Origin of the sequence: Rubripirellula reticaptiva, assembly GCF_007860175.1 — a bacterium.
GTDB classification, from domain to species: Bacteria; Planctomycetota; Planctomycetia; order Pirellulales; family Pirellulaceae; genus Rubripirellula; species Rubripirellula reticaptiva.
This window is the reverse complement of sequence record NZ_SJPX01000006.1, coordinates 136,370-161,971: the sequence shown is the minus strand read 5'-3', so window position 1 is coordinate 161,971 and position 25,602 is coordinate 136,370. Positions and strand designations below refer to the sequence as shown.

Genomic DNA, 25,602 nt, shown 5'->3' with positions numbered 1-25,602 from the left:
AGTTGAACTAGCCCAACGTGCTTACGAAACGCGAGTGCCTTAGTGAATGAACGTAAGCAAGTTTGTCGATCACGGGCGGTAACAGACGTTCGGGCAGGAGAGGCTGCAAACCGAGATCGAAGTTGTACTCGCTCACCTCGACAACGATTTGCAGGACAGTCGCAACCAAGTTGGACGCCTCGTTGTCGGTTGAAAGGTCGATGCATATTCGGCCATGGGCGTTTGCGGTTGTCGCAATTGCCATGATGTCTAAATAGACGTTGATTGACGAAGAAGAGGCGATTGCCGCAACGGCAGTTGCCAGTTTTCATGTTGCTTGAAAATCGTCGACGTTGAAATTCAGTTACGGGGATGAATCTAGTTCGGCGACGACCATCTCACGCAAACGTTGCAGGCAGCTTTTCGCAAACTGCTTCTGGACGGAACGACCGAGCAGTTTAAAACCAAGGCGGTGAAACCAATTAGGAATACGATCGAACTTGGAATACGCATCAATCAGAATCCGTACCTCGCCCGTGGTGGCACACTTTTCGACCACGTAAGTCATCTCACCGATTTCCCAGTGGCCTTCGAGCGTGCGGTAGGCGTATCCGTAACGGGTGACCAGCTCGCCGCTACCATTTGGACTTTCCTCGTCGATCACATTTGAGACACGAACACCGAATATAAAACGCATCCACAAGAACTTGGCTTCCAGTAGCATCGTGCGCCCGGCCAGATCCGCGGTTTCATCGTAGTAACCAACAATGCGTCCGGGATCGGGGAATTTGTACGCAATCAGAATTCGCTTGGCGGTTTCAAAAGATCCATCCGGCTGTGGCGGACCAGGCAACTCGCTGGGAACGTTGCATTCGTAATGATCGACACTCCATCCGGGCTCACCCGCGACGTACTCGCTGGCGTCGTAGTTGTACGACAAAGCATGGAGCTGCGTTAACTGCTCTGTCCACCATGGCTCACTCTTCATTCACGTCGCCTGTTGAGAAGTTCTCGAGTGTGACGGTGTTGATGACCAGCGGTCCTTCGACATCTCCGCTGGCAACCTCGGCTACTTTCAGGCAATAGTGCCGCCACATTTTCGTTTGCATCTTTTGAGCAATCCCGAATCCGGTATAGCTGAGCCAAACGATCGGACCTGCGGACGCCGCCCATGACTCTACTGCAAACTCAGTGATCCCATCGCTTTCACCAACTGAAAAGCGAATGAACCCGGCCTCCAAGTGATCTTTCATCGTGGCGAAGATATATGACTGATTTTCGATCGCGATGACCTGCACGGGTCCATCCCAAGGGCCGGAGATCGAAATGTGGAACCGGTCGCCGACCTGCATCGCCGATTTTTCGCCGCGAGTTTTTTCAAACTTCGCCAATCGCGGATCGCAATAGCGTCCGGGATGCGCCTTCAAGTTGTCGAGCAAGTCAACCGCACTCCTGTCGCAACGGAACCGAATCCGGTACTCGCGATGAATGACCTCTCCAACACCTTCGGCTGGCAGTTGCAGTGAATCGAGTTCGTCATTGGTCGCAACCCGTTCAAGCAGACGCGAAAGCTGCTCATGATCTTCTGTCATGAACGTTGATTGATGCCGGGTTTCAACGTGCTCCATCAACGGTGGCGAGTTGACGAATATCGTTCGTAACCAACCACGTGCGAGTCTCGATAAGTAATAGACGGTTCTCGCCATGGACGCTCGAAAACACAGATTAGACCAAGCAAACAATCCGGCCCCCTCCACCGATTGAATCGGCGGAGGTGTGCAGGATTGCTGACAACCATTTAGCTCTTTGTTCGATAACCATAGGCGTGCTGGATGTAACGACGATCCGCGTCGTAGTCGCCGTCGTATTCCGATCGCAGTCGGGTGTCGACGTCATTGCTCCACTTTGGATGATCCGATCCATAGCGTTGCTGAGCCGTGTAGCCGAAGCGGAACGCTTGCTCGCGATTCTCGAACGCATCGTCGGAACCTGCCATTTGTTTGAACGTGTCATCGACATCCTGGTCCATGTCACGAGCGGAATCGGAGCCGAAGTCAGCCTTGGTTTGTTCCCAATCGTTCGCGAACGCCTTTTTGATCCGTTCCCAGGTGCTCATGTCATCTTCGGTATAGAAATCAGCCTTACTCATGATCGTCTCCGGTGTTGTGGGGTGAGTTATATGGAAGGCAACCAAGGCAAACGCTGTGCCGGAATGAGGCGTGACGGCGATTTAGCGAGCAACTGGTTCTTCGTTGGCACAACGAATGCTAACGCTTTGTTGCTAACGCTTTGTTGCTAACGCTTTGTTGCTAACGCTATGTGCCGAGCATGACCGACTCGCCGTCCAGGCTAGGTTCGACTGGCTACAAAACTCCACAAAGGAAAAATCTTGGAAAACAATCCCGTCGATGCCATTGACGAAAATGGTGTGATGATGCAGTTCTTTCACTGGTACATCCCGGCCGATGGAGAACTTTGGAGCGAGTTGAGGAGGGAGATTGAGTGGCTCGCTAAGCTCGGCGTCACGGCTGTTTGGTTGCCGCCGACCTACAAGGGTGACCAAGGCGGAACCGACGTTGGCTATGCGGTTTACGACATGTACGATCTGGGCGAATTCGATCAGAAGGGTTCTGTTCGGACCAAGTATGGGACCAAAGATCAGTTGGTCGCTGCGGTCAGTAAGTGCAAGGATTTTGGTGTTCAGGTCTACGCGGATGTCGTGTTCAATCATCGTATTGGCGGCGACGAGGATGAAACGTTTCGAGCGACTCCCGTTAGCAACGACAACAGGCATGAAGTCATCGGCGGACCTCGCGACGTTCGTTCGTTCACCAAGTTCACGTTTCCGGGGCGTGGCGGTACGCATTCCGAATTTCAGTGGAATCACCAGCATTTCACGGCCGTCGATATCGACATGAACGATCGCGATTACCAGGCCGTCTTCCTGATCGAGGGAAAGACGTTCGATGAAGCCGTCGATATGGAGAAGGGCTGCTTTGATTACTTGATGGGCTGTGATGTCGACGTCAAACACCCAGACGTGCAGCAAGAACTCAAAGATTGGGGAACCTGGTATTTGAACGAAGTCGGGCTTGATGGCGTGCGCTTCGATGCCGTCAAACACATCGAAGCAGGCTTCTTTCCCGAATGGCTCAAGCATGTCCGTGATCACGCGGGCCGCGATATTTTTGCGGTCGGCGAATACTGGTCGTATGACCTCGGCGCGTTGAAGCATTTTCTGCATCTGACCGGTGGAATGGTGACGCTGTTTGATGCTCCGCTTCACGCGTCGTTTTCGCGGGCCAGCAAAGCAGAACAGGATTTCGATCTTCGAACGATCTTCGATGGTTCGTTGGTCAGCCAAGCCCCCGAACTTGCGGTCACGATCGTTTCCAATCACGACACGCAACCGCTTCAGGCACTTGAATCGGTTGTCGAGGCTTGGTTCAAACCGCTCGCGTACGCATTGATCTTGTTGCGCCGCGATGGTTATCCGTGTCTGTTCTATGCCGACTACTACGGCGCGAGCTACACCGATAAAGGTCGCGACGGAAATGAGTTCACGATCAAGATGACCAGTCATCGGTTCTTGATCGACCAATTCCTGAACGTGCGTCGCAATTTCAATCACGGCCAACAGTTCGACTACTTTGATCATCCCAACACCATTGGATGGACAAGATCGACGCCGGACGGATCCCTTGGCATGGCGGTTGTGTTGTCGAACTCCGAAGCCGGATGCAAACGGATGCAGTTGCATATGAAGAACGCGAAGCTACGCGATGTTACGGGTCACGTGGATGACGAAGTCACGACGGACGGCGAAGGTTGGGGCGAATTCCCGTGCCCCGCACGCTCGTTGTCGCTCTGGGTGCCGGCGGAGTAGTCCGATGCTGCACCGAGTTGGTATTCACTTCTCGCATGAGCTAATGCGACCGGCAGAAAAAAACATACCGTAGCGGGATTCGCCAGAATTCCGACTGCGAGATCGGACGTCTGGCGACATCCGCTACGGTTGGCGATTAAGCCAAGTTCCTCGGCGGTGCTTGCTACGGCAGCGGACACCATTCGCTTTCGCTGCGTCCAACAATCGCACGACAGCCTCCAAAACTCGTTGCCTGTTGAGTCCCTTTGTATTCAAATCGCTCAACACATGACGCCGAATGGCCGTTAAACATTCACCGATTGTAGGTGAAGCCACGCCCGCACCGATGGCGTGAAATGCCCGTCGCTTCAATGTCGTTGATGTAACCCAACCCCGCCTTTGCGGCACGTCGCTCGGCTTGCTGCACGGTTGGTCGAATAGCTGTAGTCATAGATTTTCGTCGGTTTGCAAATTAGCCGTTTTGGCGCTAGCCACGGTTCCGTCGTAAGAACCATGGCTAACGCCAAAACGGCAAATTGTGTGAGAGAACCGTGGCTAGCGCCATACGGCCAATTGAGTGATGAGTAACGACGGTGCCGCAATCGACCGCCAGTAAAGCAAATTTCGATCCACTGGCACGCCAATAGCTTTGCAAAGAACGAATCAGGTCACTGACATCCAGATGACCTTCAGCGAACCGCTCGCAATCACACCCCAACCCCACTTAGATTGGACGATCCCCATGGCAATGAAAACTTTAGCCGATGCTTTTTACGACGAACTTTGCGATGCCTTGAGTGCCGAAAAGCAACTCGTGAAGGCCCTGCCAAAGATGATCAAGGCAGCGACGTGCGAAAAGCTGACCGCAGCTCTCGAATCGCATTTGGCCGAAACGAAGGAACAAGTCGAACGAGTGACCCAAGCGTTTGAAGACACCGGCAAGGCAGCGAAAGCAAAGACCTGCGAAGCCATGAAGGGCCTCGTCACCGAAGCGGAAGGGATGCTCGAGGAAGAAGCGGAACCAGCAGTCAAAGACGCGGTGATCATTGCTTGTGCCCAAAAAGTTGAGCACTACGAAATCGCGACCTACGGCACGCTATGCACCTGGGCTGAATCACTCGGATACGAGAACGCGCTGAAGCTACTCAAACAAAACATCGAGGAAGAAGAAAACGCCGATAAGAAGCTTTCAAAACTTGCAGTTGCAATCAATAAAGACGCGTTCGCCGTCGGTTAGCGTCTCGAGGCAATCAGGACGCGACACCCGCTGTGTCGCGTCCGATTCCCGTTTAAGATTGACTCGTCAGCGGTGTGCTGACCGTGTTGCCTATCAGCTCGTTGATCTGATCAAACAATCTGTCGAAGTCGACCGGTTTGGCGTGGAAAGCGTTGCAACCAGCAGCTTTCGTCCGTGCTTGGTCGCCCGGCAGTGCGTAAGCGGTCAATGCGATCACCGGAATTCGTTGGCTTGGGTCGGTATCCGCAGCACGGATTTGCATTGTCGCTTCAAACCCGTCCAGTTCAGGCATGTTGATGTCCATCAAGATGAGCGCGGGAGCAACCTGAGCCGTTGCCAAGACCGCTTCGACTCCATTGCTGACAGCCACGACAGCGAACCCTCGCTTTTCAAGTTGTAAAGTCATCATTTCGCGGATGTCATCGTTGTCGTCGCCCAGAAGTATTGTTGTCATTTATCGCTTTGGGTTTCGGCGTCGGCGTGAAGCAGGCTCACGTTATTGGATGATGTTTTCACCGGTCCTGCTTGGAAGATCAATCGGCCGTCATGACGGATAGACGGTGGAGCGGTTGTCGTTAACAGTCGGTTGGTTTGACCCGCATTCATCGCTCGAATGAAAGCGAACAACCGGTTTGGTGCCCCGTCCGGCAGGAGCCGATTTGTACCTTCGCCGATAGTTGCATTACAAATCAATTCAGTCCACGTCCACGCTGACGCCGCCATCGCCGAACTGTACGTCGACGTGGTCAACCGCTTCGCGGATGTCATTGCGTCGCTCTTGCCGACGTTCCACTCGGTTTTCAAACGGCGTGTCGGGTGTGTCAACGTCGACATTCACGCCGTCCGTTTGCATCGGCACTACCGGACCGGCTTCATAGCCCTCGTCGCATCCGGCGGTACATAAGCCAGCAGCAAGTACGATCGCCGACAAACTTTTCGCTTTCATGTTTAAACTCTTTCAATTTGAATCATGTAGAATTGGTCGAAAAAAGGCCACACAACAATCGTCGTGTGGCCTGGTGTGCATTTTAAGTCAGTCTGTCGCATCAAGCGACGACGATTTGACTATTGACGGTCGAGACGGATGCGGTCTTTGGCGTTCATGTCACGCTTGACTCCGTAGCGTTTGTCGAGGTCAGCTGCCCACTGCTTGTCAGCCATATTAGGCCAATTGTCTTCGTCGAAGCCTTGTTGGCCTTCGAGTTGCTGCTGAGTGACGTTCAAGACCAAAACGTAATCGTCCGCGTCGATGTCGTCGTCGCCGACTTCATCGGGACCGACCTGCACCTTGAACGCGTCGAAGGGAACTGCAAACATCTTGTTGCCCACGCCGAGGAACCCACCGTACGTTACAGCGACGTAGTTCACTTTGCCGGTTCGCGAATCCATCACGATGTCTTTGATCTCGCCAACACTTTCGCCCTGAGCGTTTTGAATGTTGTAGCCCATCAGTTGACTTACACGGATGTTAGCACCGCTGGTTACATCGTCGAGTTGGCCAGCGTCCGCGCTGGCGTTGCGAGTGTTGACTCGGTCTTTAGTCAGGCCACCTTGAGCATTGACCGAACCGGTGGTCAGGCAGGCGAATGCGGCAGTCGCGAGAACAGATTGGATTGCATGGTTCATTTGTTTTCTCTTTAAGAAAGGAGTGGAGGTCAATGGTTAAGAGTTAAAAACTTGTAGGCGTCAGATGATCGAAGTTTCAATGACGCCCGATCTGCGGCAGCACGATAAGGATGGTGTAGATAGTCGTTCGCAAAGTGGTGAATTGAGTTGCCGACTCAGGCAGCCGATTGCTCAGCAAAGCCCGTGCCAGAGATCGGTATGCACCGTTAAGCCAGCCGCTCCAACTCGGTCAGTGACTCGACGGCGATATTGAGAATGGCATCAACATCCTCAAGGTCGCCTTCGGCGGTGTGGCGTTCCAAAATGTCCAACGACATCGCCGCGGCATGAAGCCGGTTGCAGATTGCATGACGTTCCACCGAACTCTCCTCTGCGGATAGTCCAGACCAACGGCACTGCGGCCAGTCCGCCACATCGAACGCTTGTGGAACCGTCGGTGAAGGCGTTTGCAGGCTCAACGCGATCGGTTGACCACGGCGTCGTACGATTTCGATATGAATTTGCAGATTGGGAAAGTCGATCGCTTCCCGTTGGGTGGCAACTCGGTTCATGATTGGTTTCGCTCCGTGTACTGGCCTTCTGTAACGCAGAGGCTCAGCAACCGGCGTGCCGGTTCAGGAGAGATGAACGCTCATTGCCAGCGAGTGTCCCACTTGCCCGTTCTCGTCAAGTCGGCTGGCGGTTAGAATTGGCGGTGAATTCTTTGGCTGGCAAAATGGTGCAAAATCTCATTGATCGGCTGATTTAACAATACCGAGCGACAGATGGCAAAGGCCCGCCCATTGAACGATTCCCCTTCCCAAGATCGTTTCCTGACCGTCGCCGTTGGCGCGTCTGCCGGTGGCTTGGAAGCGTTCCGCGAGTTTCTGAACAGACTCGGCGATGCACCGAACCTGGCGATCGTGTTCGTGCAACATCTCGATCCAACAAGCAAGTCGTTGCTGCCCGAACTTCTCGCCAACACGACGCGGATGAAAATCGTCGAGATCGACGGCCAGCAACAACTCGCTCCCGGCACGCTCTATCTGTGTCCACCGCAGACGCTGTTGGACTTGAATGACGGCGTTGTCTCGATCGCAAGCCAGAATATCGACGAGCGACCGGCGTTACCCATTGATCACTTCCTTCACGCGGTCGCTGAAGACCAAGGCGAACGCGGCGTCGGCGTGATTTTGTCCGGCACGGGCAGCGATGGCACTATGGGACTCAAGGCGATCAGTGACCAGGGCGGCTTGACGTTCGCCCAAAACGCGGCCTCCGCCAAATTCGATTCGATGCCGCGCAGCGCCGCCATAACCGGCGTGGCGGACCATGTGCTTTCGCCGTCGCAGATCGCCGCGGAGTTGCTGATCTATGCCCAACACTTCGCCGATACCGACCAACCCGCATCAAGGACGCGAACGCAGACCGTCATCAAGGAAGCGATCCCCGCGATCGCGGAACGTTTGATGGAAGTCACGCATCACGACTTTCAACACTACAAGACCAACACGCTGTCGCGGCGGATTCAGCGTCGCATGCAAGTCCTGAAACTTGCGGAAGTGAGCGACTATGTCGGTCACTTGCAGCAACACGAAGATGAAGTCCGAGCGCTCTTCGGTGAGCTGCTGATAGGCGTGACTGAGTTCTTTCGCGATCCCGATGCGTTCGATTCGCTGCAACAAACAGTGCTGCCCAAGCTGTTCGAGAATCGCACGTCGGATGACTGCGTCCGAATTTGGGTGGCAGGTTGCTCAAGCGGCCAGGAAGCCTACACGATGGCCATCCTCTGCCGCGAAGTGATGGACAAACTTATCGCACCATGTGACGTACAAATATTCGCCACCGACATTGACGAACGCGCTCTTTCGGTCGCTCGCGGCGGTGCATATCCCATCGGCGTCGAGGAGCAGATCAGTCACGAACGCCTGAAGCGATTCTTCGTAAAGCGAGGCAAGAAATATTATGTCACGAAAGAAATTCGTGAGATGGTTTTATTCTCCGTACACAACTTGATTAGCGACCCACCGTTTTCGCGGCAGGATTTGATTTCTTGCCGCAATCTATTGATCTACCTCGGCTCGCACTTGCAGAACAAGTTAATTCCGCTATTCCATTACGCACTGCGTCCGAGCGGTTACTTGTTTTTGGGACCGAGTGAGAACATCACTTCTCACGATGAACTTTTTAAATCGCTGGACACCAAACAGCGTATTTCGCAGCGAAAGGGCACTGCGATTGGCTCCAGCGGCGCAAGCCAGTGCCGGCCTGCGTCGATGGCCACACGCCCCGACGGGCAGCTTGAACCTGACTCCGGCACCGATCTGACCGAGATTCGGCAGCGAATCCTGCTGGATGAATTTGCGCCCAAGTGCGTGGTGATCGACGAGAATGGACAGATTCTGAATGCATCTGCCGGTATGCAAAAGTACTTGACGATTGGCGGCGGTAACTTTCAAAACAACATCGTCAAAATGGCTGCTCGAGGATTACGACTGGGACTACGTGCGGCCATCGCCGAAGCTAAGAAGATTCGGCGCCGCGTCGACCACGATGATCTATCCGTCCGCGTCGACGACAAGATTCAGCGTGTGATGATCACGGTTCAGCCGATGCCCCGACTCGGCGAGGATAAAGGATTGTTCATGGTGGTCTTCCACGACGTGGGCAAACCAATTCAACGCGACGAAAGTAGCGAAAATCGCCAAAAGTATCGTGAGCATGATGCGGACACTTCGAAAGTTTTGACGACTTCCGGGACGACGATCTTGAACGACGAACTCGTCACACAGCTGGAGCGTGAACTCGATTCGACGCGAGAAGATCTCGGCAAGACGCTGCAGGAGATGGAAACCGCCAATGAGGAGCTGAAATCTTCCAACGAAGAGCTTCTCTCGATGAACGAAGAGCTCCAATCCGCCAATGAAGAACTAGAAACGTCGAAGGAGGAAATTCGTGCTGGAAGCGACGCGACGGCGAGAGCCAACGCCGACCTCGAAAACCTGCTGCGTAGTACTCGGATTGCAACTGTTTTCCTGGACGAGCAGTTGAACATTCGCAGCTTCACACCCGCGATCGGCGACATCTATTCATTGATTTCAACCGATGTAGGGCGTCCGCTGGAACGTTTTGTTCCGCTTGTTCGTGACATGCCGCCACTGCCCGATCCGGAGTCGATTCAACGCGGCCAAGCAGTCGAGCATACTGTCGTCGCCGAATCGGGAAAGTCATACATCCGGCGCGTGCTTCCCTATCAATCGCATACGGGCCAAAGCGAGGGTATTGTTGTTACGTTCACTGATATCAGTGAACTGCGTCACAGCCAAGATCTGTTCAAGTTGCTCGTTGACACCTCAGCACAAATCGTCTGGATTACCGACGATTCAGGAAAGGTCCGCGAAGATTCGCCCAGTTGGCGCGAGTTCACTGGCCAGACCTATGAACAGTTTCGTGGTAACGATTGGCTCAACGCCGTGCATCCTGACGATCGCCACACCACGTTCGAGGCTTGGGAAGGCGCGGTTGCACGCTGCGAACCTTTCGCGACCGAATACCGCTTACGACACCACAGCGGTGAATATCGGTGGATGCAGGTGCGCGCGATTGCCCAGCGGGCTGTTGATGGGACGGTCGATCGCTGGGTCGGGATGAACATGGACATTCACGATCGCAAAATAACGGAGATCGAATTAGCCGACGCGAAGCAAAGGTTGGAGTTATCGCTGAACGTCACCGACGTCGCCGTTTGGAATTGGGACATGCAAACCAATGACGTCGAGTCAAACGCGATCCTCAATCGGCACTTTGGTTTTCCTGAAGACTCAAAGCCGACGCTCAGCGAGTTCATCTCGCGGATGGATGAGTCGGCACGCGAGCGAGTATCGGCGGCGATCGAGCATTCTATTGAAACGGGCGAAGTCTACGATCAAGAGTATCCCGTCCACTGGCCGTCTGGTGAGGTTCGGCACATTCGAGCCCGTGGCCACGTCCGACTTACAGAAACCGGCGAATTGCAAGATTTCTTCGGTGTCGTGATGGACATCACTGACCGTAAACGTCGCGAACTCGACGCGGCCGAGCGTGAGTCGCATTTACGGCGAGTGATTAACCATCAACTCGGACTCGTTGGCGTGATCGACCGAAACGGAATCCTCTTGGAAGTCGACGAGCGTTCCTTAGCGATCGCGAAGGCACGCCGAGAGCAAGTCATCGGTAAAAATTTTTCCGACGCCCCGTGGTGGAACTACGATCCACATGTGGCGACCGAAATGCGGAATGCCATGCAGCGGGCGTTTGCGGGCGAAGTCGTTCGATACGACGTTTCGCTATTTGCCCACGGCGACGAAGGAGTGATGATCGACTTCATGATCGCACCGGTCAAGAACGATGCGGGCGAGGTGGAATATTTGATTCCGTCAGGCGTCGACATACGGGACCGTCATAAGGCCACCATTGAACTTCGCAAGAGCGAACAACTCGTCCGCACCATCGCCGAAAATTCGACGCAAGGGTTGGTGATGATGGATGACACGGGACACGTGATCTATTGCAACAGTGCTTTCTTGAAGATGACTGGGTTTGATGCTGGCGAGATTAGATCGAAACCTCTCCATGACCTCGTTCACCATCACTACCCGGATGGGCGCCCCTATCCGATTTCCGAATGTCCTATTGATCGTGCGTTACCGGAGGACTTCACGGTCCGAGCGCACCATGATTTGTTCTTCCGCAAGGACGGCAGCAAGTTTCCCGTCGTTTGCGCGGCCAGTCCGGTCTTTGAAGACGGTAAGCCGGTCTCGACCGTAATCGAAGTTCGAGACGTGACCGCTGACCGGCGACGCGAGGCGAAAATTCAGTTCCGAGGTTTACTGCTGGAACGTTTAACGCAACTAACGGACGCCGAAGAAATCATGCACGTGGCGACGCAAGAAATTGGCGAGTTCTTTGACGCCTCTCGTTGCTACTTAGCCAACATTCGTGCCGCCGAAAACACGACGGAAGTGTTTCACGAAATGCACCGTGAGCATCTTCCATCGCTGATCGGCGTTCATCGAATTGATGAGTTTCTGACCACTGACGAGATGGCTGCGATGAACCGAGGCGAACCCGTTCGCATGGGTGATATTCGCCAAACAGAGCGGAGCGAGGACAAGCTCCGTCAGTTCGAGTCGCTCGGCATTGTTGCGATTGCGGAAGGTGCCTTTGAACCAACCAAGGAACTGCGTCGCACCTTGTTCATCACGAAAGACCTTCCGCATCCCTGGCGTGTTGAGGAAATGCAGTTTTTAGATGATCTAACCGAATTAGTTTACTTGCGATTGGATCGTGCCCAAGCCCAAGCCGATCTAGAACAAGCACGTTTAATCGCGGAAGCCGCAAACCAAGCAAAGAGTGCCTTCGTGGCCAACATGTCGCACGAAATTCGCACGCCAATGACCGCCATCTTGGGCTACGCGGATTTGCTACAAGACTTCGTTGCTCAAGACGAAGCGAGGAAGCACTTGCAAACGATCCGTCGCAACGGCGACTACCTCCTCAAGATCATCAACGACATTCTCGATCTGTCGAAGATCGAAGCTGACAAGCTGGAGATTGATCGCGAACGGTTCGATCCTGCAGTTGTGGTCGAGGACGTTCGCAGCATCATGAACGTGCGAGCGAGTGAGAACAACTTGCAGTTGAATGTTCGCTACGATGGCAAAATACCTCGCTTGATCGAGAGCGACGCTAAACGCTTGAAGCAAATTCTTATCAACCTGATCGGCAACGCAATCAAGTTCACGCGTCAAGGGACTGTCGATATTGTCACTCGATACGTGGAGGACGAAGCGGCCAGCGGCGGCACACGCCAAGGCAAACTTGTGTTCGACATTACCGACACCGGCATCGGTATGAACGAAGAGCAGAAGGCGAGACTGTTCAAACCGTTCTCCCAAGGCGACTCGAGTGTCTCGCGGCACTTCGGTGGCACCGGCTTGGGGCTGGCGATCAGCCGACGACTTGCCAAGTTACTCGGTGGTAACATTCAGGCTGAAAGCACGCTAGGCGAAGGCAGCACCTTTAGCGCGACCATTCAAACCGGTTCGCTTGATAATGTGGAGCTTATTGAACCGAAACTCGTCGTCAAAGAGCGGTCGGATACCCATTCGACCGCCAGCGAAACGAGAGCGTTGACCTGCACGGTGCTCGTTGTGGACGATCGCCGCGACATCCGTTTCCTGAGCAAGCGTCTGCTCACAAACGCTGGTGCTACCGTTGAAGAGGCCGAAGATGGTCAACTGGCACTCGACTTTGTCCGTCAGCGACTCACCACCGGAAACACGCCGCAATTGATTCTGTTGGATATGCAGATGCCCAACATGGACGGCTACGAAACCGCGAAAGAGTTGCGAGCTTCCGGCTACACCGGGCCGATCATCGCCTTGACCGCCGACGCGATGCAGGGTGACATGAACCGTTGTATCGAAGCCGGATGCAACGATTATCTGAGTAAACCGATTGACGCAGCACGGCTTGTGCAACTGGTTCGGGAGCTTACTGCCTCGGCCTCGTTGTCATGACCCAATTCAAACCTAAATCTCTGCTTAGTCAATCCGGTGAAGGATTAGCGATCGCGCTGGTCATTATCGTCATTATTGTTTCGGGTTGGCTGACATGCGAAAACTTTCAGAAATTGTTGTCCGATCGGCGGCTCGTGCAGCACACGAACACGGTTTTGATGAAGGTCAAGGAGATTGAATCCGCGATCGTGAATGCCGAAACCGGGCAACGTGGTTATCTCATCACCAGTGACGAGGACTATCCGCAACCGTATCCAGATGCTTCTCGGGTAGTCAGTCAGCTGGTTTACGACGTGGAGGTTCCCGAAGCCATCAACACCGACCCGATCCGGCTCCGCCAAATCTTACTGAATTTGGTTGGTAACGCCATCAAGTTCACAGATGCGGGTGCCGTGAAAGTCGTTTGTCGCTATGACGCTGGCCCAGACGTCATGATCTTTGACGTGATCGACACCGGTATTGGAATCAGGGAGCAAGACCAAGCTCAATTGTTCCAGCCTTTCGTGCAAGCCGACAATACATCGACGCGGTCGTTTGGTGGCACTGGTCTTGGTCTAGCCATATGTCGCCGACTTGCCCACGCTCTCGGCGGGGATGTCATCATGAAAAGCGAATACGGCAAAGGGAACACTTTTACGTTGACGATCAACGCCGCCGCATCCGGCGAACTGATTGAACCCAATTTGACGCTCGACCTTCAGGCTCCCTCTCGACCAGAAGCGATTCAGTTGAACGCAAAGGTGCTGGTGGTCGATGACCGCCGCGACATCCGTTATCTGGCTCAGCACTTCATAGAAAAGGCAGGCGGGACGGTGGTGACGGCAACGAATGGCCAGGAAGCAATCGACCTGATTTACTCGGACCACCCATCTAGCATCCAGGTGATCGTGATGGATATGCAAATGCCGGTGATGGATGGCTATGCGGCGACGCGGGAACTAAGACGCCGTGGATGTCAACTTCCGATCATCGCACTCACCGCCAACGCGATGAAAAGCGACCGCGACGAGTGCTTGGCCGCTGGGTGCAGCGATTACACGACCAAACCACTCGACAGCAACGCACTTATCGCAAAAATTGATAGCATTGTTAACAAAAGACCTTAACGAACACGAACCGCAATGAATTCAATTACCCCCGCCAAGATCAGTACTGGCAACGCCTCACTCGATGAAATCCTCCTGGGCGGTTTAACCTCCGATCGGTTGTACCTCGTCGAAGGTATGCCAGGGACGGGAAAAACGACGCTGGCCTTGCAGTTCCTGCTCGAAGGGGTTCGTAGTGGCGAGAAGGGTTTGTACGTCACGCTGTCAGAAACCAAACGCGAACTTGAAGGCGTTGCAGAATCGCACGGTTGGGATTTGAGCGGCATCGACATATACGAGTTGGTCGATACTGAAGGTGTGGAAGATCCACGGTTGCAGTACACGATGTTTGAACCTGCGGAGATCGAACTTGGCACGACCGTCGATGGAGTGCTCGAGCGAGTCAAGGCGTTGCAGCCCAAACGAGTCGTCTTTGACTCGTTATCGGAAATGCGATTACTTTCGCAAGGTTCACTACGCTACCGACGTCAGATTTTGGCGCTGAAACAATTTTTCGTCGGCCGCGGCTGCACGGTTCTGTTACTGGACGACTATTCCGGCGTTGACGACCAGCACCTGCAGAGCATTGCACACGGTGTCATTCGATTGGAGCACTTGTTGTCTGACTACGGTGGCGAACGGCGACGACTACGAATTTTAAAACATCGTGGCAGTACCTTCATCGGCGGCGCTCATGACATGCGTATTGAGCGAGGCGGACTGCAAATATATCCGCGCGAGACAACCGAAAAATTTGTGGGTTCGCCGGACACTCACTTAGTCAATAGCGGCAATGAAGCGTTCGACAACTTGTTAGGCGGCGGACTGAACGCTGGCACCAGCGCATTGTTGCTCGGTCCGGCAGGCGTTGGTAAATCGTCGATGGCCTTACAGTTCGCGGTAACGGCGGCACGTCGTGGTGAACGGGCAATCTTATTTCAATTTGAGGAAAGTCTGCAATCATTACACGTTCGTTCAGCGGGTTTAGGCTTTGACCTTCAAGAGCATATCGACAACGGCCTAATTGAGATTGTGAACTTGATTCCCGGCGAGATCACACCCAGCGAGTTTGCGTGCATGGTCCGTAAAACGGTTCAGCCCGATGCACAGGGACGCCGCGTTAGCATCGTGACGATCGACAGTATTAATGGTTACTTGAACTCGATGCCTCATGAGAAGTTCTTAGTCATCCAGCTTCACGAGATGCTGCAGTACCTCGGCAAACGTGGGATTTTGACGCTGGTGGTCGTTGCCCAGCACGGAATGTTGGGGCAGTTGATGGGCACGCCGGTCGACACTAGCTACCTCGCCGATTCTGTCGTGTTGTTTCGTTACTTCGAGGCTTCCGGCGAGATACGCCAAGCGATCTCGGTCGTTAAGAAACGCACCGGTCGCCATGAACGCTCCATCCGCGAATTTAAGCTCAGCGACAAAGGCGTCGAGATTGGCCCGCCGCTCACGCAGTTCCGTGGCATTCTGACCGGCGTTCCAGATTTCATGGGCGAACACAATTCGCTGATCGAGCGAACGGGGAACGATCCAGTATGAACGCCGCTGTGAATGAAACATTGAGCCAGCGAGTCGTGGCATTGACGCCGACGCCTCAAGACGCGCGATTGTGTGACCAAGTCTTAACGCAGAACAATATTTCCGTGTGTTGCTGCGACGATATTCAAGGCTTCACGACCGCGATTGCCGAGGGCGCGGGAGTCGCCCTGATCGCTCAGGAACACCTTGACGGTGCTACGATCAATCAACTCAAGCAAACTTTGAGCAAACAACCGAAATGGTCCGAGCTTCCCATCCTCGTCTTACTGCAACCGGGCGAGGTCGGATCGACAATTCTGCAACAAATTCTCTCACTTGAGCACGTCACGCTGATCACTCGGCCGCTGAGGATCGCCATCTTCGTCAGCACGGTCGTCGCAAAACTTCGCGACCGGCAACGTCAATTTGAAGTCCGCGATCTGCTGCGCGAGCAAGATTCTGACCGCCAGAGCCTCCTGCAATCCAGTGAAACCCTTCGGCGTTTGATCGAGGACAGTCCGCAAGGTTTGTACGTGGTCGATGATGAATTGAAAGTGCTGCACGCCAGCAAAGGAGCACGCGACGCATTCTCCAACGTCGATCCATTGATCGGCACGGCGGTGGAGGACGCATTGAAGTGCATTTGGGATACGAGCGTCGCCGAAGATGTTGTTGCCAAGTTCAAGCATACATTGGAAACTGGCGAGACTTATCAATCCGAAGGGTTCGTGCATCAACGTGTCGACCGCGACGCAACGGAAGCCTACGAATGGTCGCTAGAACGGGTCGTCGTGCTGGGTGATCGTTATGGTGTGGTGTGCTACTTCTACGACAACACAGAGCGGCAACAATCCGTCGATATTTTGCTTCAGAGCGAAAAGTACTTTCGTGACATCGCGGATGCATCGCCGGCGATACTGTGGGTCACCGACGAGAACCACATGTGCACGTTTTTGTCCAAACACTGGTACGTCACGACTGGTCAAACGGAGGCCGAAGGCATGGGTCTGGGCTGGACAACGGCGACCCATCCTGACGATCAGCAACGCGCAGGTCATGATTTTCTATCCGCAGCAAAACACAGGCAACCGTTCTCGTGCGAGTATCGTTTACGAATGGCCGATGGCAATTACCGCTGGGCCATCGATGTGGGGCGACCGAGATTCGATGACTCTGGCAAGTTCCTCGGCTACACCGGTTATGTCATCGACGTCGACGAACGAAAGGCATTTGAACAGTCGCTTGAACAGGCCAAGCAATTTGCTGAAGCCGCCAACCGATCCCGTGGCGAGTTTTTGGCGAATATGTCGCATGAGATTCGCACGCCGATGGCCGCGATCTTAGGTCATGCCGACATTTTGAAAGATCACTTACAAGATCCGGACGACCAACAAGTCGTGGAAACGATCCGACGCAATGGCAATTTTTTGTTGAACATTATCAATGATATCTTGGACCTGTCCAAGATCGACGCAGGCAAATTGGAGGTCGAAAAGACGAAGGTACGGCCGGACGGATTGCTCGCGGAGGTGCGATCACTGATGGATGTGCGTGCGTCGGAAAAACAGATTCCTCTACGCATCCAATTCGATGGCCCGATTCCTGAGTGGATCGAAAGTGATCCTGTTCGACTTCGACAAATTCTGCTGAATTTGGTCGGCAATGCGATCAAGTTCACCGATGAAGGCGAAGTGAACGTGGTGTGTCGCTACGCGGAACGTATCCTCCACTTCCAAGTTACGGACACCGGGATCGGGATCAAGCCCGATGATCAAAAGGCGTTGTTCCGGCCGTTCACTCAAGTCGACAATACCTCGACGCGATCCTTCGGTGGCACGGGTCTCGGACTGGCCATCTGTCGCCGGTTAGCGCAAGCACTCGGTGGCGATATCTCTCTTCAAAGCGAGCACGGACGGGGCAGCACGTTCACACTTTCCATCGAAGCATCTGAAATCGGCCAGTTGGTCGAGCCGAATTTGGCGGTTGATATCGCGGCGGACAATCCAGGCGAGATTACTTCGATTCAAGCCAACGTTTTGGTGGTCGATGACCGCCGCGACATTCGTTACCTAGCTCGACACTTTATCGAGAAAGCCGGTGGCACGGTAGTCACGGCAACGAACGGCAGAGAGGCTGTCGACACGATCACCGCGGATGAACAATCAACAATCGACCTAATCGTGATGGACATGCAGATGCCCGTGATGGACGGCTACAGCGCCGCGACCGAACTTCGCCAGCGAGGTTGCACGCTGCCGATCATCGCGCTCACCGCCAATGCCATGAAGAGCGATCGCGATGAATGCTTGGCGGCTGGATGTACCGACTACACTACCAAACCACTCGACAGCAACGCATTGATCGCGATGATTCACCGCTTGACCACCCAAGCAACGTGTTGATGCAATTACTTCGTTATCGCTACACCGCTTTAAACAGTCTCAACGCCGTCTCAGCCAGCAGCTTCACATTGACCGGTTTGGGAACGATCGCATCCGCGCCCAGCTTACGCAATTCGGCAATGGTTTGATTGTCCACCTTTGAACTGCAAACGATGATCGGTATGTCACGTTGAATCGGGTTGTCACTCGATCGCAGAGCCGAGATTAAGCTCAACCCATCCATGCCAGACATTTCCAAGTCCGTCACCAAAGCATCGGGGTGGAAGTCACGAATGTGAACGAGCGCCGATGCTCCATCGAATCCGAATTCCATCGTTCATTGAATCACCTCATAACTTCGATAGGGCAAGGAACTGGCTGGGTCGTCGAGGACCGTGAGTGCGAATCCGCCATAGCCAGCCCAAAGGCGAACGAACTGTTCGCGCGGCGTGAGTTCAAACCGGCCGGGATAGTTGTTGTCGAGAATCGCTGCGTATTGCCGTCCGTCCCGATTCACCCAGCCGACGAAAGTGCAACAGTGGGCGGGCTTCCACCACAGAATCGCACCGCGACGAGTCGCCGTTGCCCAATCGAAAAAACGCGGGTCGGCTTTGATCGTGTAGCTGTAGTCGATGTCGGCGGCATCGAGTCGGCTTCGCAGCTGCGAGTCATATTCACCGTCGCTGTATGTCGACCGCCATCGTTCGCCGAGTTCAAACTCGTTGAGCCAACGCAAGTGATTGACCAGCGACGCGTGGACGCAACTGCCCTGGTTGAGCTTGCCAGTCCAATTGCGTTGATGCAGCTTGTTAGGCAAGTTCGCCGCGGGTTGCTCTGGCGCGGGGGCCGGAAGCGGACGAACCTGGATTGGTCGCTCTGGCAAACAACCGTTTGCCAGACACAGGACGCACGCGGCGATGATGGCTCGCAATGTTGCGTTCATGCAGTGAGTGCTCCTTAACTCTTGAAAATGACCCAAAGGATCGGATTGATTTGTTCGACCGTCGAAACGAAGCGAATGGGCAGGCCGCACATCACTTCCGGCTTCAAGTACAGCGGCTTGGAAGTGTTGAAGAGTTTGCTGCCCGTCGTAGACGAGCGAACGTAGTAACCGAACTGCACGACTTCTTCGTCGGGAAGCAACGCTTGCACGCGCCATGTCGCCTCTGTCGAGGCGACGGCGATGCAAAAGCAGGTTACGAACGGCGATGCCCGCAGCCATTGGCTAGTCTTGCGGTCGTCGGCGAACTCCAGACGCTCGATCGCCTTGGCCCGGTCGGCCGTTACTTGGCTGATCGACGCCATGCCCATCCTTATTGACTGAGTCGAACGCGGACGGTCGGTGTGTTGGTGCCAGTGGAAAGCACTGCTTTGCCGAGCAGCTTGTTACTGTTTGAGAGTTCACCTGCGGACCGTCTTGCCGCCAGCAAAACAGTCGCCGCGAGACACAGTGATCACTGACGGCGGAGAGATCTCAATTCCCGTTTCCTCCATCTCGCGAGAACTTTTCAAAGTCTCTGGAATTTCGCCGCGTTTGACCCGAATCGTCACCAACTCCAGCAGTTTCGCCACTTTCCGCACCTGAACGGCAGGCTGGATATAGTCGGGCGTCATTCAACCCTTTCTCCCAAAACCAATCCCTAGCGAACCGAACAAAACGGTTCCGCCCTCAGGGTTATGTAGGAGAGAACTCGATAGGGTTAACCAGATTTTGCGTAAACGGCGAACGTATTCGGTACGTTCTAACCGCTTCTCGACATTTCGATTCGCTTATAATTCTCTAGCCAATATCGAGTAGTGTGGCAACGCAGCGAACACAAACACGATTCACCAGAAAAACGACAAAATGTTTATCGATAATCCCACCGAAGGCTGGAAGCAACTTCAATCAGATTGGATTGGTATTCGTGACGGAATCGACACCATTCGACAAGAAATCGAAGCGAGCGTTACTCAGTGGCAATATACGGATGACCAATTACTAATCCCTAATCATCCGCTCAACTGGTCCATCGATACGAGTGAATCGGACGGTTATTGGAAGGACCGCAAAACATTGTTTGGTCCCGCACCGAAGCAAGTTTTTCGACAAGTAAAACATGGATTCGACCAAGACCATCGAATTGTGATAGCCCAGCGTGAATGGTACAGCTTTCTGGTCATGTACTCGGACACCTTTCATGACATTACAACAGCTCACAAGTCAGACGAAGATGCTTACACAGTGAACCCGGAGCGTCCTAGGTTTACGCGGTGTAATTCGGACGAACGCCAGCGAATTATCAGTACCTACAAATATTCGCCTGCCGAGTCTGACCATCTGACAATCGAAATGTTTCAGTGGAACGATGATCGGATCGTAGCCTCATTTCGCCAGTCATTTGAACACAACGGAGAATTGCCAAACTGGGCGAAGGATGATTCCCCGGAAGTGAATGCCGCACGATTCCGGATAGTCACGCCGGAACTTCGCGAATTCATGCCATCCCAAGAGATTTTGACCTATTCCTACGACAAACTTGGGATCCTACAAAGCGTTCAAAGCGAGGCAACGCACAAATCCCGTTCATCGACGGTTTACACTCGAAATACCAACGACACGATCGAGTCGGTATCGCTGGAGTTACAACCACTACTGGTCAAGCAGATTGCCGCGACGCTTAAGAAGGCAAAGAAAGCACATCCACTTCATCGCGTCGCACTGATCTATTCCGCCGAGCATGCCCATTGCGGCTTACCGACATCAGTGGCATGTCGGTCGAATTTGGACTCCGACGCGGACCGATTCGACGTCGAAGCATTCCCCGTCGAAGCAGTTTGGCCTCCTGAAAAGCGAACCGGCCAAACACTGCGAACCCTAACAAATCGCCTGCTAATCGCAGTGGACGCTTTGCCCGAGTTCCGGGATGTTGATGCACCACAGCCATTTCGTGAATTGCTTTGGAAGGTGTGCCGCGATTTGCAGTCACAACTTAGTGGCGAAAAATGGGTTGATTCTGATTTCGCTATTTATCCACTGGATGACCATGGCGATGTTAATGCAATGGAAGATTTTGAGAAGTCACGAGCATGATTTCACTTGCGTCGTGCTCGGTTGAAGCAGCCGTCCTCATAAATGTCCCGCATTCTTAAGGCGTTTTGAAACCGTTTTCGATGACAACTTCGTCAAGCGGGAGTTGGCCAGGCTTTGGCCATGCTTCTTTAGTGCCCTTGCCGATCGCGACCATTGGTCCCATGACGTGGTCATCCGGAAGATTGATCAGCTTAGCGACGGCTTCGATGTCGAAGCCGATCATCGGGCAGGATTGATAGCCCATGCCTTGGGCGGCCAACATCATGGTTTGCATCGCGATGCCGATCGAACGCTGGGCTTCGTCGCGTTGGAGCCACTCGCGGCCCCGAGTTCAATTGACACTGGGGAATGGTCCCATCCAGTTGACCAACATTTCGGCCACTTCCTTTGGCGCGTTCGCAAAGTAACGCGACGGCTCTTTCTGCCATGCCTTCATGTCGGCGGTGAACAGAACCAGCAGCGAGGCGTCAGTCACCTGGGCTTGGTCGTTGCCAAAGTCTTTTCGGATTTTCGCTCGGAGCTCGGGATCACGCAGGATGACGAACCGCCAGTGCTGGATGTTGAAGCTGGTCGGAGCCTGGATGGTGTTTTCGAGCAGCTCTTTTTCCTCGGCCGCCGACATTTTGTGGTCGGCGTCGAAGTGCTTGATGGCTCGGCGATTGAAGATGGCGTCTTTGACTTGCATATCGGATGTCTCGAAGGTGAGTTGAGATTTTTGGAATCTAGGAAAATGGTTTTGTATCGGACGTCTCCGTCTAGCACGACTCTAGGAACGTTGACCACTTTCTCCGGAGAGCACTCCGGGACTTCATAACCTGGAGGTCTGCATCGTACAGAGACAACAGAGACCTTTGGCCGAGATCGGCCCAGAGTCCGTTTTGGTGGCAGGCCGATAGTACTTTTCCAGAGACACTCCGAGAGAACTTTCGCGGGCCAGCGTCGACGTAAGTCCTTGCCAGGACTGCGGTAAAGCACGAAAAAAGCCGGCGTCAGTCATGAAGACCAACGTCGGCTGATTCGATAACCCGGCGGTCGGATTAAACCGACATGCCAGATTCAAGTTGAGCGAACCGAACTCCTTTCAAAAGGTCTCTCCACACAAAGTTATCCACAAAGAAACTCTACCCGCCCTCCCACAAAAAAGTGGTAAACGCATCCTCAAATTAGCCGTTTGCCCGTTAGCCACGGTTCTTCAAGCCGCTCACTTCGCAGGTGCCCGCACACTGCGAAATACCACGACTTCATAACCCGGTTTTCACCCGCGCGTTATCGCGTCATTCGCGAGCGAGCGTTGTCCGCGACCGACTTCCCAGAGTCAGTGGCACCGCATGCACTGCAACTCGCCAGCAAAATCCGCTTGACGGAAGGGAACCCTTGTAGCACAATGTGGTATCACCTGCCGCGGCTGCATTCGAGAATCAAAGTTGGAAAACGCCTGTCCTCCCATCGTTCTTGATACGAAGGTATTGATCGCAGGAGCGTGTCGACATGCAGGTAGCTTGGCTTACCGCGTTCTGATGGCTGTGCTCGACGGTCAAATTCAGCTCATGCTCACCGAGGGCATTGTGGCTGAGTATGCAGACGTGTTGGGGCGTCCGCCGGTTAGGAAGCTGACTGGACTGACGGTGAAGCAGAACGCTGATTTGATATTGGATCTCATTTCGCTTTCACACCAAACGCAACTCCATTTCAGTTGGCGACCGAACCTGCTTGATGAAGCGGACAACAAATTTATCGAGGCCGCTATCGCCGCAACCGCGATCATCGTCACGTATAACGTTCGCGATTTTTCGCACCTGGATCTCGTCAAGCACGGATGGGACGTAATGACTCCGCTTGAATTCACAACACTTTATGACCTGGAGAATTGATCATGGCAACGCTTTCCTTGCGAATGCGAGATGACCTCAAAGCAAAGGCACAAGAGTTGGCCAGCAAACAAGGCGTTTCGTTAAACAGTTACATCAACGCAACGCTTGCTGCCACGATCGCTCAGACCGAGACGCTCGCGATGATGGGCGATCGGCTAGGCAATGTCGATCGGGAAAAGTTGCATGCACGAGTGCTGAAGTTCATGTCCAAGCCCCGAGCAGGAACCGAGCCAACTCCAGCCGAGATTGAGCGAGCAGTCTCGGGCCAGTAAAAAGCGTGAAGGAGTCGGTGCCCGCTCACCAAGCGATATTCGTAACCCGTTTTCTTCATTTCAAACTTCACTCTTCAAGCTTCCCAACATGACTTGGCGAGACTGGTACGACGCCCTCGATAAACCGACTTGGACTCCCGAGCCGTCGACGATCGGTCTGGTCTGGCAACTCCTCTACCCGATCATCCTGATCACATTCGGATACGTCTTCTACCGAGTCGCCCGCAAGCAGATCCCGTGGCCAGTCGCGATTCCCTTCGCGATCAACCTGATCACCAACATCGCCTTCACCCCGATCCAGTTCGGCCTGCGAAACCTCCCCCTCGCCGCCCTCGACATCGCCATCGTCTGGATCACGATCCTCTGGGCCATGAAAGCCATCTGGCCTCACCACCGCTGGATCGCATTCGCTCAAATCCCGTACCTGATCTGGGTCACGATCGCGAGCGTCCTGCAGTTCTCGATCACCTGGAACAACTGATAGTGGCACGGTGGTCTCCACCGTGATCAGCTCGGCGGAGGACCGCCGAGCAACAATGGTGGCCCTCCTTGCCAGGCATCTATCCTTCTACAGTGTACGATCCGATTTCCGAATCGTCGCTGCGGGTTTTCGTTGGGTGAATGGATGATGCGTAAACGAATGGTGTATTTCTTCAGTATCGCGGTATTGGTCGCGATCGGGGTGTTTGTGTTCAACAAGTCCACTCGAGCCGGCTACGAATCAGCCGAATACAAGGTCATCGAGTCGGACGGCAACTTTGAAGTCCGCGAATACCCTGACCTAATGATGGTTGCGACGTCCACCAAGATCGACGCCCAAGGTCGCGACGGCAGTTTCATGAAACTGTTCCGCTACATCTCGGGCGCGAACGAGTCCGAACAGAAGATTTCCATGACGACGCCCGTGTTCATGGAGAACGACAAAGCGGATTCGGAAGTTCAAATGGGATTCGTGATGCCGAAGGAAGTAGCCGTCGAAGGCGTCCCGTCGCCCACCGGTCCCGACGTTGACGTTCGCAAACGATCTGGCGGTCGTTTCGCAGTCCTTCGATTCTCCGGCCGGCTCGACAAAAAGCTCGCCAAAGAATCCGAGACCAAGCTCCGAGCCTGGATGGAATCGAAAGGCCTCACTGCCGACGACTCACCGGAATCCAGCGGAGTTGAATCTGCATCCTACGATCCACCATTCACGCCTGGCCCACTGCGTCGGAATGAAGTCCTGATCCGGTTGAAGTAATTCATGAGCAACCAACCCTCAACCGCCAGCCACTCCGTCGAAGTCTTCTACGACTGCGAGTGCCCACTTTGCCTGCGTGAAATCAAGTTGCTGAAATGGCTCGATCGCAAAGATCGCATTCAATTCACCGACATCGCGTCTGCTGACTTCAACGCGGCAGAATACGAAAAGACGCCCGCTCAGTTCACGGATGAAATCCACGGTCGACTTCCTGATGGTCAGTGGATCATCGGCGTCGAAGTCTTCCGCCAACTCTACTCCGCCGTCGGCTTCGGCTTACTGGTCTGGCCAACCCGCCTCCCCGGCATCTCGCACGCCCTCAACTTCGGCTACCAAGTCTTCGCCAAGAACCGTCTCCGTTTAACCGGTCGCTGCACAGCCGAGACTTGCGAAGTCAATAAGTCGGCGTTGCGTTAGAAAAGGGTCATCCGGCTGTCGCTAACAGGCGGTCGATCGCTGCCTGCCATCGGTCTTCAAGTGGCACCATTGACGACGACGTCCAGGTCAGACCGCCCACGTCGGCCGTCGTGGAGTACACCCATTGGGCGACACGGGCCGACGTTGACAAATCGTTTAAAAATTCCTTGCACCGTGAAAGCTTCTTGCAATCCGCCACGAAGCGTTAGGTTGCGATCGACCCACTTGTCTAAAAACTCGGCCGCTGCAATGTGATCGGACTTTGACGAATTACACGTTGCGTGGGCGACAACGAAGTTGTGGCCGAGATTAACGGAATACTATGCCCACGGCACAAAGTGATCCACATGAGCCGTCGTCTCCGACAATCCCTTGTCGCAATAAAATCACTTTGTCGCCCCGGTATCCACCAAGGCATCTCGAACGCTGTTCAGCTGAGAACGCTCACTTCCAAACATCAACTCGGTCAGGTCGGTCGTCGTCCCAAGCAACT

General features: G+C 54.0%; 24 protein-coding genes and 1 pseudogene. 12 read left to right on the top strand and 13 right to left on the bottom strand.

The window, feature by feature from the left end:
- Positions 1 to 7 precede the first annotated feature (7 nt).
- The 4 genes from Poly59_RS26060 to Poly59_RS26045 all read right to left on the bottom strand — a co-directional run bounded on the left by Poly59_RS26060 (position 8) and on the right by Poly59_RS26045 (position 2,128).
- Entirely contained in the window at positions 8 to 265 is a 258-nt protein-coding gene (locus Poly59_RS26060; protein ID WP_261343571.1) for a putative zinc-binding metallopeptidase, read from the bottom strand.
- A 78-nt stretch (positions 266 to 343) separates the two neighbouring features.
- Positions 344 to 967, bottom strand: coding sequence for a DUF1990 family protein (locus Poly59_RS26055; RefSeq protein ID WP_146537053.1), 624 nt, complete (start codon positions 965 to 967; stop codon positions 344 to 346).
- Complete coding sequence (locus Poly59_RS26050) at positions 957 to 1,571, bottom strand: DUF1990 family protein (RefSeq protein WP_146537052.1); 615 nt, start codon at positions 1,569 to 1,571, stop codon at positions 957 to 959. The genes Poly59_RS26055 and Poly59_RS26050 overlap by 11 nt, the downstream gene beginning before the upstream one ends.
- A 206-nt stretch (positions 1,572 to 1,777) precedes the next feature.
- Positions 1,778 to 2,128 (bottom strand): hypothetical protein, encoded by a 351-nt coding sequence (locus Poly59_RS26045; RefSeq protein ID WP_146537051.1) that lies wholly within the window; start codon positions 2,126 to 2,128, stop codon positions 1,778 to 1,780.
- A 240-nt stretch (positions 2,129 to 2,368) separates the two neighbouring features.
- Here Poly59_RS26045 and Poly59_RS26040 point away from each other — a divergent pair, with 240 nt between their 5' ends.
- Positions 2,369 to 3,865, top strand: a complete 1,497-nt coding sequence (locus tag Poly59_RS26040; RefSeq protein ID WP_222436171.1) for an alpha-amylase — start codon at positions 2,369 to 2,371, stop codon at positions 3,863 to 3,865.
- A gap of 721 nt (positions 3,866 to 4,586) precedes the next feature.
- A complete protein-coding gene (locus Poly59_RS26035; RefSeq protein ID WP_146537050.1) occupies positions 4,587 to 5,081 on the top strand; it encodes a YciE/YciF ferroxidase family protein in 495 nt (164 codons plus the stop codon).
- A gap of 52 nt (positions 5,082 to 5,133) precedes the next feature.
- On the opposite strand, the gene Poly59_RS26030 is transcribed toward Poly59_RS26035, so the two are convergent.
- From Poly59_RS26030 to Poly59_RS26015, 4 genes are all read right to left on the bottom strand, one after another.
- On the bottom strand, positions 5,134 to 5,535 hold the full coding sequence (locus Poly59_RS26030) for a response regulator (protein WP_146537049.1): 402 nt from the start codon (positions 5,533 to 5,535) through the stop codon (positions 5,134 to 5,136).
- Positions 5,536 to 5,775: 240 nt separating this feature from the next.
- On the bottom strand, positions 5,776 to 6,027 hold the full coding sequence (locus Poly59_RS26025; protein WP_146537048.1) for a hypothetical protein: 252 nt from the start codon (positions 6,025 to 6,027) through the stop codon (positions 5,776 to 5,778).
- 119 nt (positions 6,028 to 6,146) lie between these two features.
- On the bottom strand, positions 6,147 to 6,707 hold the full coding sequence (locus Poly59_RS26020; protein ID WP_146537047.1) for a PRC-barrel domain-containing protein: 561 nt from the start codon (positions 6,705 to 6,707) through the stop codon (positions 6,147 to 6,149).
- A 206-nt stretch (positions 6,708 to 6,913) separates the two neighbouring features.
- Entirely contained in the window at positions 6,914 to 7,258 is a 345-nt protein-coding gene (locus tag Poly59_RS26015) for a hypothetical protein (protein ID WP_146537046.1), read from the bottom strand.
- A gap of 213 nt (positions 7,259 to 7,471) precedes the next feature.
- Between Poly59_RS26015 and Poly59_RS26010 the strand changes: the two genes are divergently transcribed.
- From Poly59_RS26010 to Poly59_RS25995, 4 genes are read left to right on the top strand one after another with little or no spacing between them, the layout of a single operon-like run.
- On the top strand, positions 7,472 to 13,246 hold the full coding sequence (locus Poly59_RS26010; RefSeq protein ID WP_146537045.1) for a CheR family methyltransferase: 5,775 nt from the start codon (positions 7,472 to 7,474) through the stop codon (positions 13,244 to 13,246).
- Positions 13,243 to 14,352: an ATP-binding protein gene (locus Poly59_RS26005; protein WP_146537044.1), complete on the top strand. Its 1,110-nt coding sequence runs from the start codon at positions 13,243 to 13,245 to the stop codon at positions 14,350 to 14,352. The genes Poly59_RS26010 and Poly59_RS26005 overlap by 4 nt, the downstream gene beginning before the upstream one ends.
- 15 nt (positions 14,353 to 14,367) lie before the next feature.
- Positions 14,368 to 15,879: an ATPase domain-containing protein gene (locus Poly59_RS26000; protein ID WP_146537043.1), complete on the top strand. Its 1,512-nt coding sequence runs from the start codon at positions 14,368 to 14,370 to the stop codon at positions 15,877 to 15,879.
- Between the two features lie 8 nt (positions 15,880 to 15,887).
- Positions 15,888 to 18,260 carry a hybrid sensor histidine kinase/response regulator gene (locus Poly59_RS25995; protein WP_246151946.1) on the top strand — a complete coding sequence of 791 codons (2,373 nt, stop codon included), beginning with the start codon at positions 15,888 to 15,890 and terminating at the stop codon, positions 18,258 to 18,260.
- Positions 18,261 to 18,279: 19 nt separating this feature from the next.
- On the opposite strand, the gene Poly59_RS25990 is transcribed toward Poly59_RS25995, so the two are convergent.
- The 4 genes from Poly59_RS25990 to Poly59_RS29815 form a co-directional block, all read right to left on the bottom strand.
- Positions 18,280 to 18,573 (bottom strand): response regulator, encoded by a 294-nt coding sequence (locus tag Poly59_RS25990; protein ID WP_146537041.1) that lies wholly within the window; start codon positions 18,571 to 18,573, stop codon positions 18,280 to 18,282.
- Positions 18,574 to 18,576: 3 nt separating this feature from the next.
- A complete protein-coding gene (locus tag Poly59_RS25985) occupies positions 18,577 to 19,182 on the bottom strand; it encodes a hypothetical protein (RefSeq protein ID WP_146537040.1) in 606 nt (201 codons plus the stop codon).
- Positions 19,183 to 19,196: 14 nt separating this feature from the next.
- Positions 19,197 to 19,544, bottom strand: coding sequence for a hypothetical protein (locus tag Poly59_RS25980; RefSeq protein WP_146537039.1), 348 nt, complete (start codon positions 19,542 to 19,544; stop codon positions 19,197 to 19,199).
- 96 nt (positions 19,545 to 19,640) lie between these two features.
- Positions 19,641 to 19,853 (bottom strand): hypothetical protein, encoded by a 213-nt coding sequence (locus Poly59_RS29815; protein WP_186776528.1) that lies wholly within the window; start codon positions 19,851 to 19,853, stop codon positions 19,641 to 19,643.
- 232 nt (positions 19,854 to 20,085) lie between these two features.
- Here Poly59_RS29815 and Poly59_RS25975 point away from each other — a divergent pair, with 232 nt between their 5' ends.
- Positions 20,086 to 21,312: a hypothetical protein gene (locus tag Poly59_RS25975; RefSeq protein WP_146537038.1), complete on the top strand. Its 1,227-nt coding sequence runs from the start codon at positions 20,086 to 20,088 to the stop codon at positions 21,310 to 21,312.
- Between the two features lie 55 nt (positions 21,313 to 21,367).
- Here the strand turns inward: Poly59_RS25975 and Poly59_RS25970 are convergent.
- Positions 21,368 to 21,997, bottom strand: a pseudogene (locus Poly59_RS25970) (nitroreductase family protein).
- A gap of 739 nt (positions 21,998 to 22,736) precedes the next feature.
- On the opposite strand from Poly59_RS25970, the gene Poly59_RS25965 reads away from it, so the two are divergent.
- The 5 genes from Poly59_RS25965 (at position 22,737) to Poly59_RS25945 (ending at position 25,109) form a co-directional block, all read left to right on the top strand.
- Complete coding sequence (locus Poly59_RS25965; protein WP_186776527.1) at positions 22,737 to 23,183, top strand: putative toxin-antitoxin system toxin component, PIN family; 447 nt, start codon at positions 22,737 to 22,739, stop codon at positions 23,181 to 23,183.
- A 2-nt stretch (positions 23,184 to 23,185) separates the two neighbouring features.
- Positions 23,186 to 23,455 carry a toxin-antitoxin system HicB family antitoxin gene (locus tag Poly59_RS25960; RefSeq protein WP_146537036.1) on the top strand — a complete coding sequence of 90 codons (270 nt, stop codon included), beginning with the start codon at positions 23,186 to 23,188 and terminating at the stop codon, positions 23,453 to 23,455.
- Between the two features lie 88 nt (positions 23,456 to 23,543).
- On the top strand, positions 23,544 to 23,936 hold the full coding sequence (locus Poly59_RS25955) for a TspO/MBR family protein (protein WP_146537035.1): 393 nt from the start codon (positions 23,544 to 23,546) through the stop codon (positions 23,934 to 23,936).
- A gap of 147 nt (positions 23,937 to 24,083) precedes the next feature.
- Positions 24,084 to 24,692 carry an SOUL family heme-binding protein gene (locus tag Poly59_RS25950; protein ID WP_390621533.1) on the top strand — a complete coding sequence of 203 codons (609 nt, stop codon included), beginning with the start codon at positions 24,084 to 24,086 and terminating at the stop codon, positions 24,690 to 24,692.
- Positions 24,693 to 24,695: 3 nt separating this feature from the next.
- On the top strand, positions 24,696 to 25,109 hold the full coding sequence (locus Poly59_RS25945; RefSeq protein WP_146537033.1) for a thiol-disulfide oxidoreductase DCC family protein: 414 nt from the start codon (positions 24,696 to 24,698) through the stop codon (positions 25,107 to 25,109).
- The last annotated feature ends 493 nt before the right edge of the window (positions 25,110 to 25,602 follow it).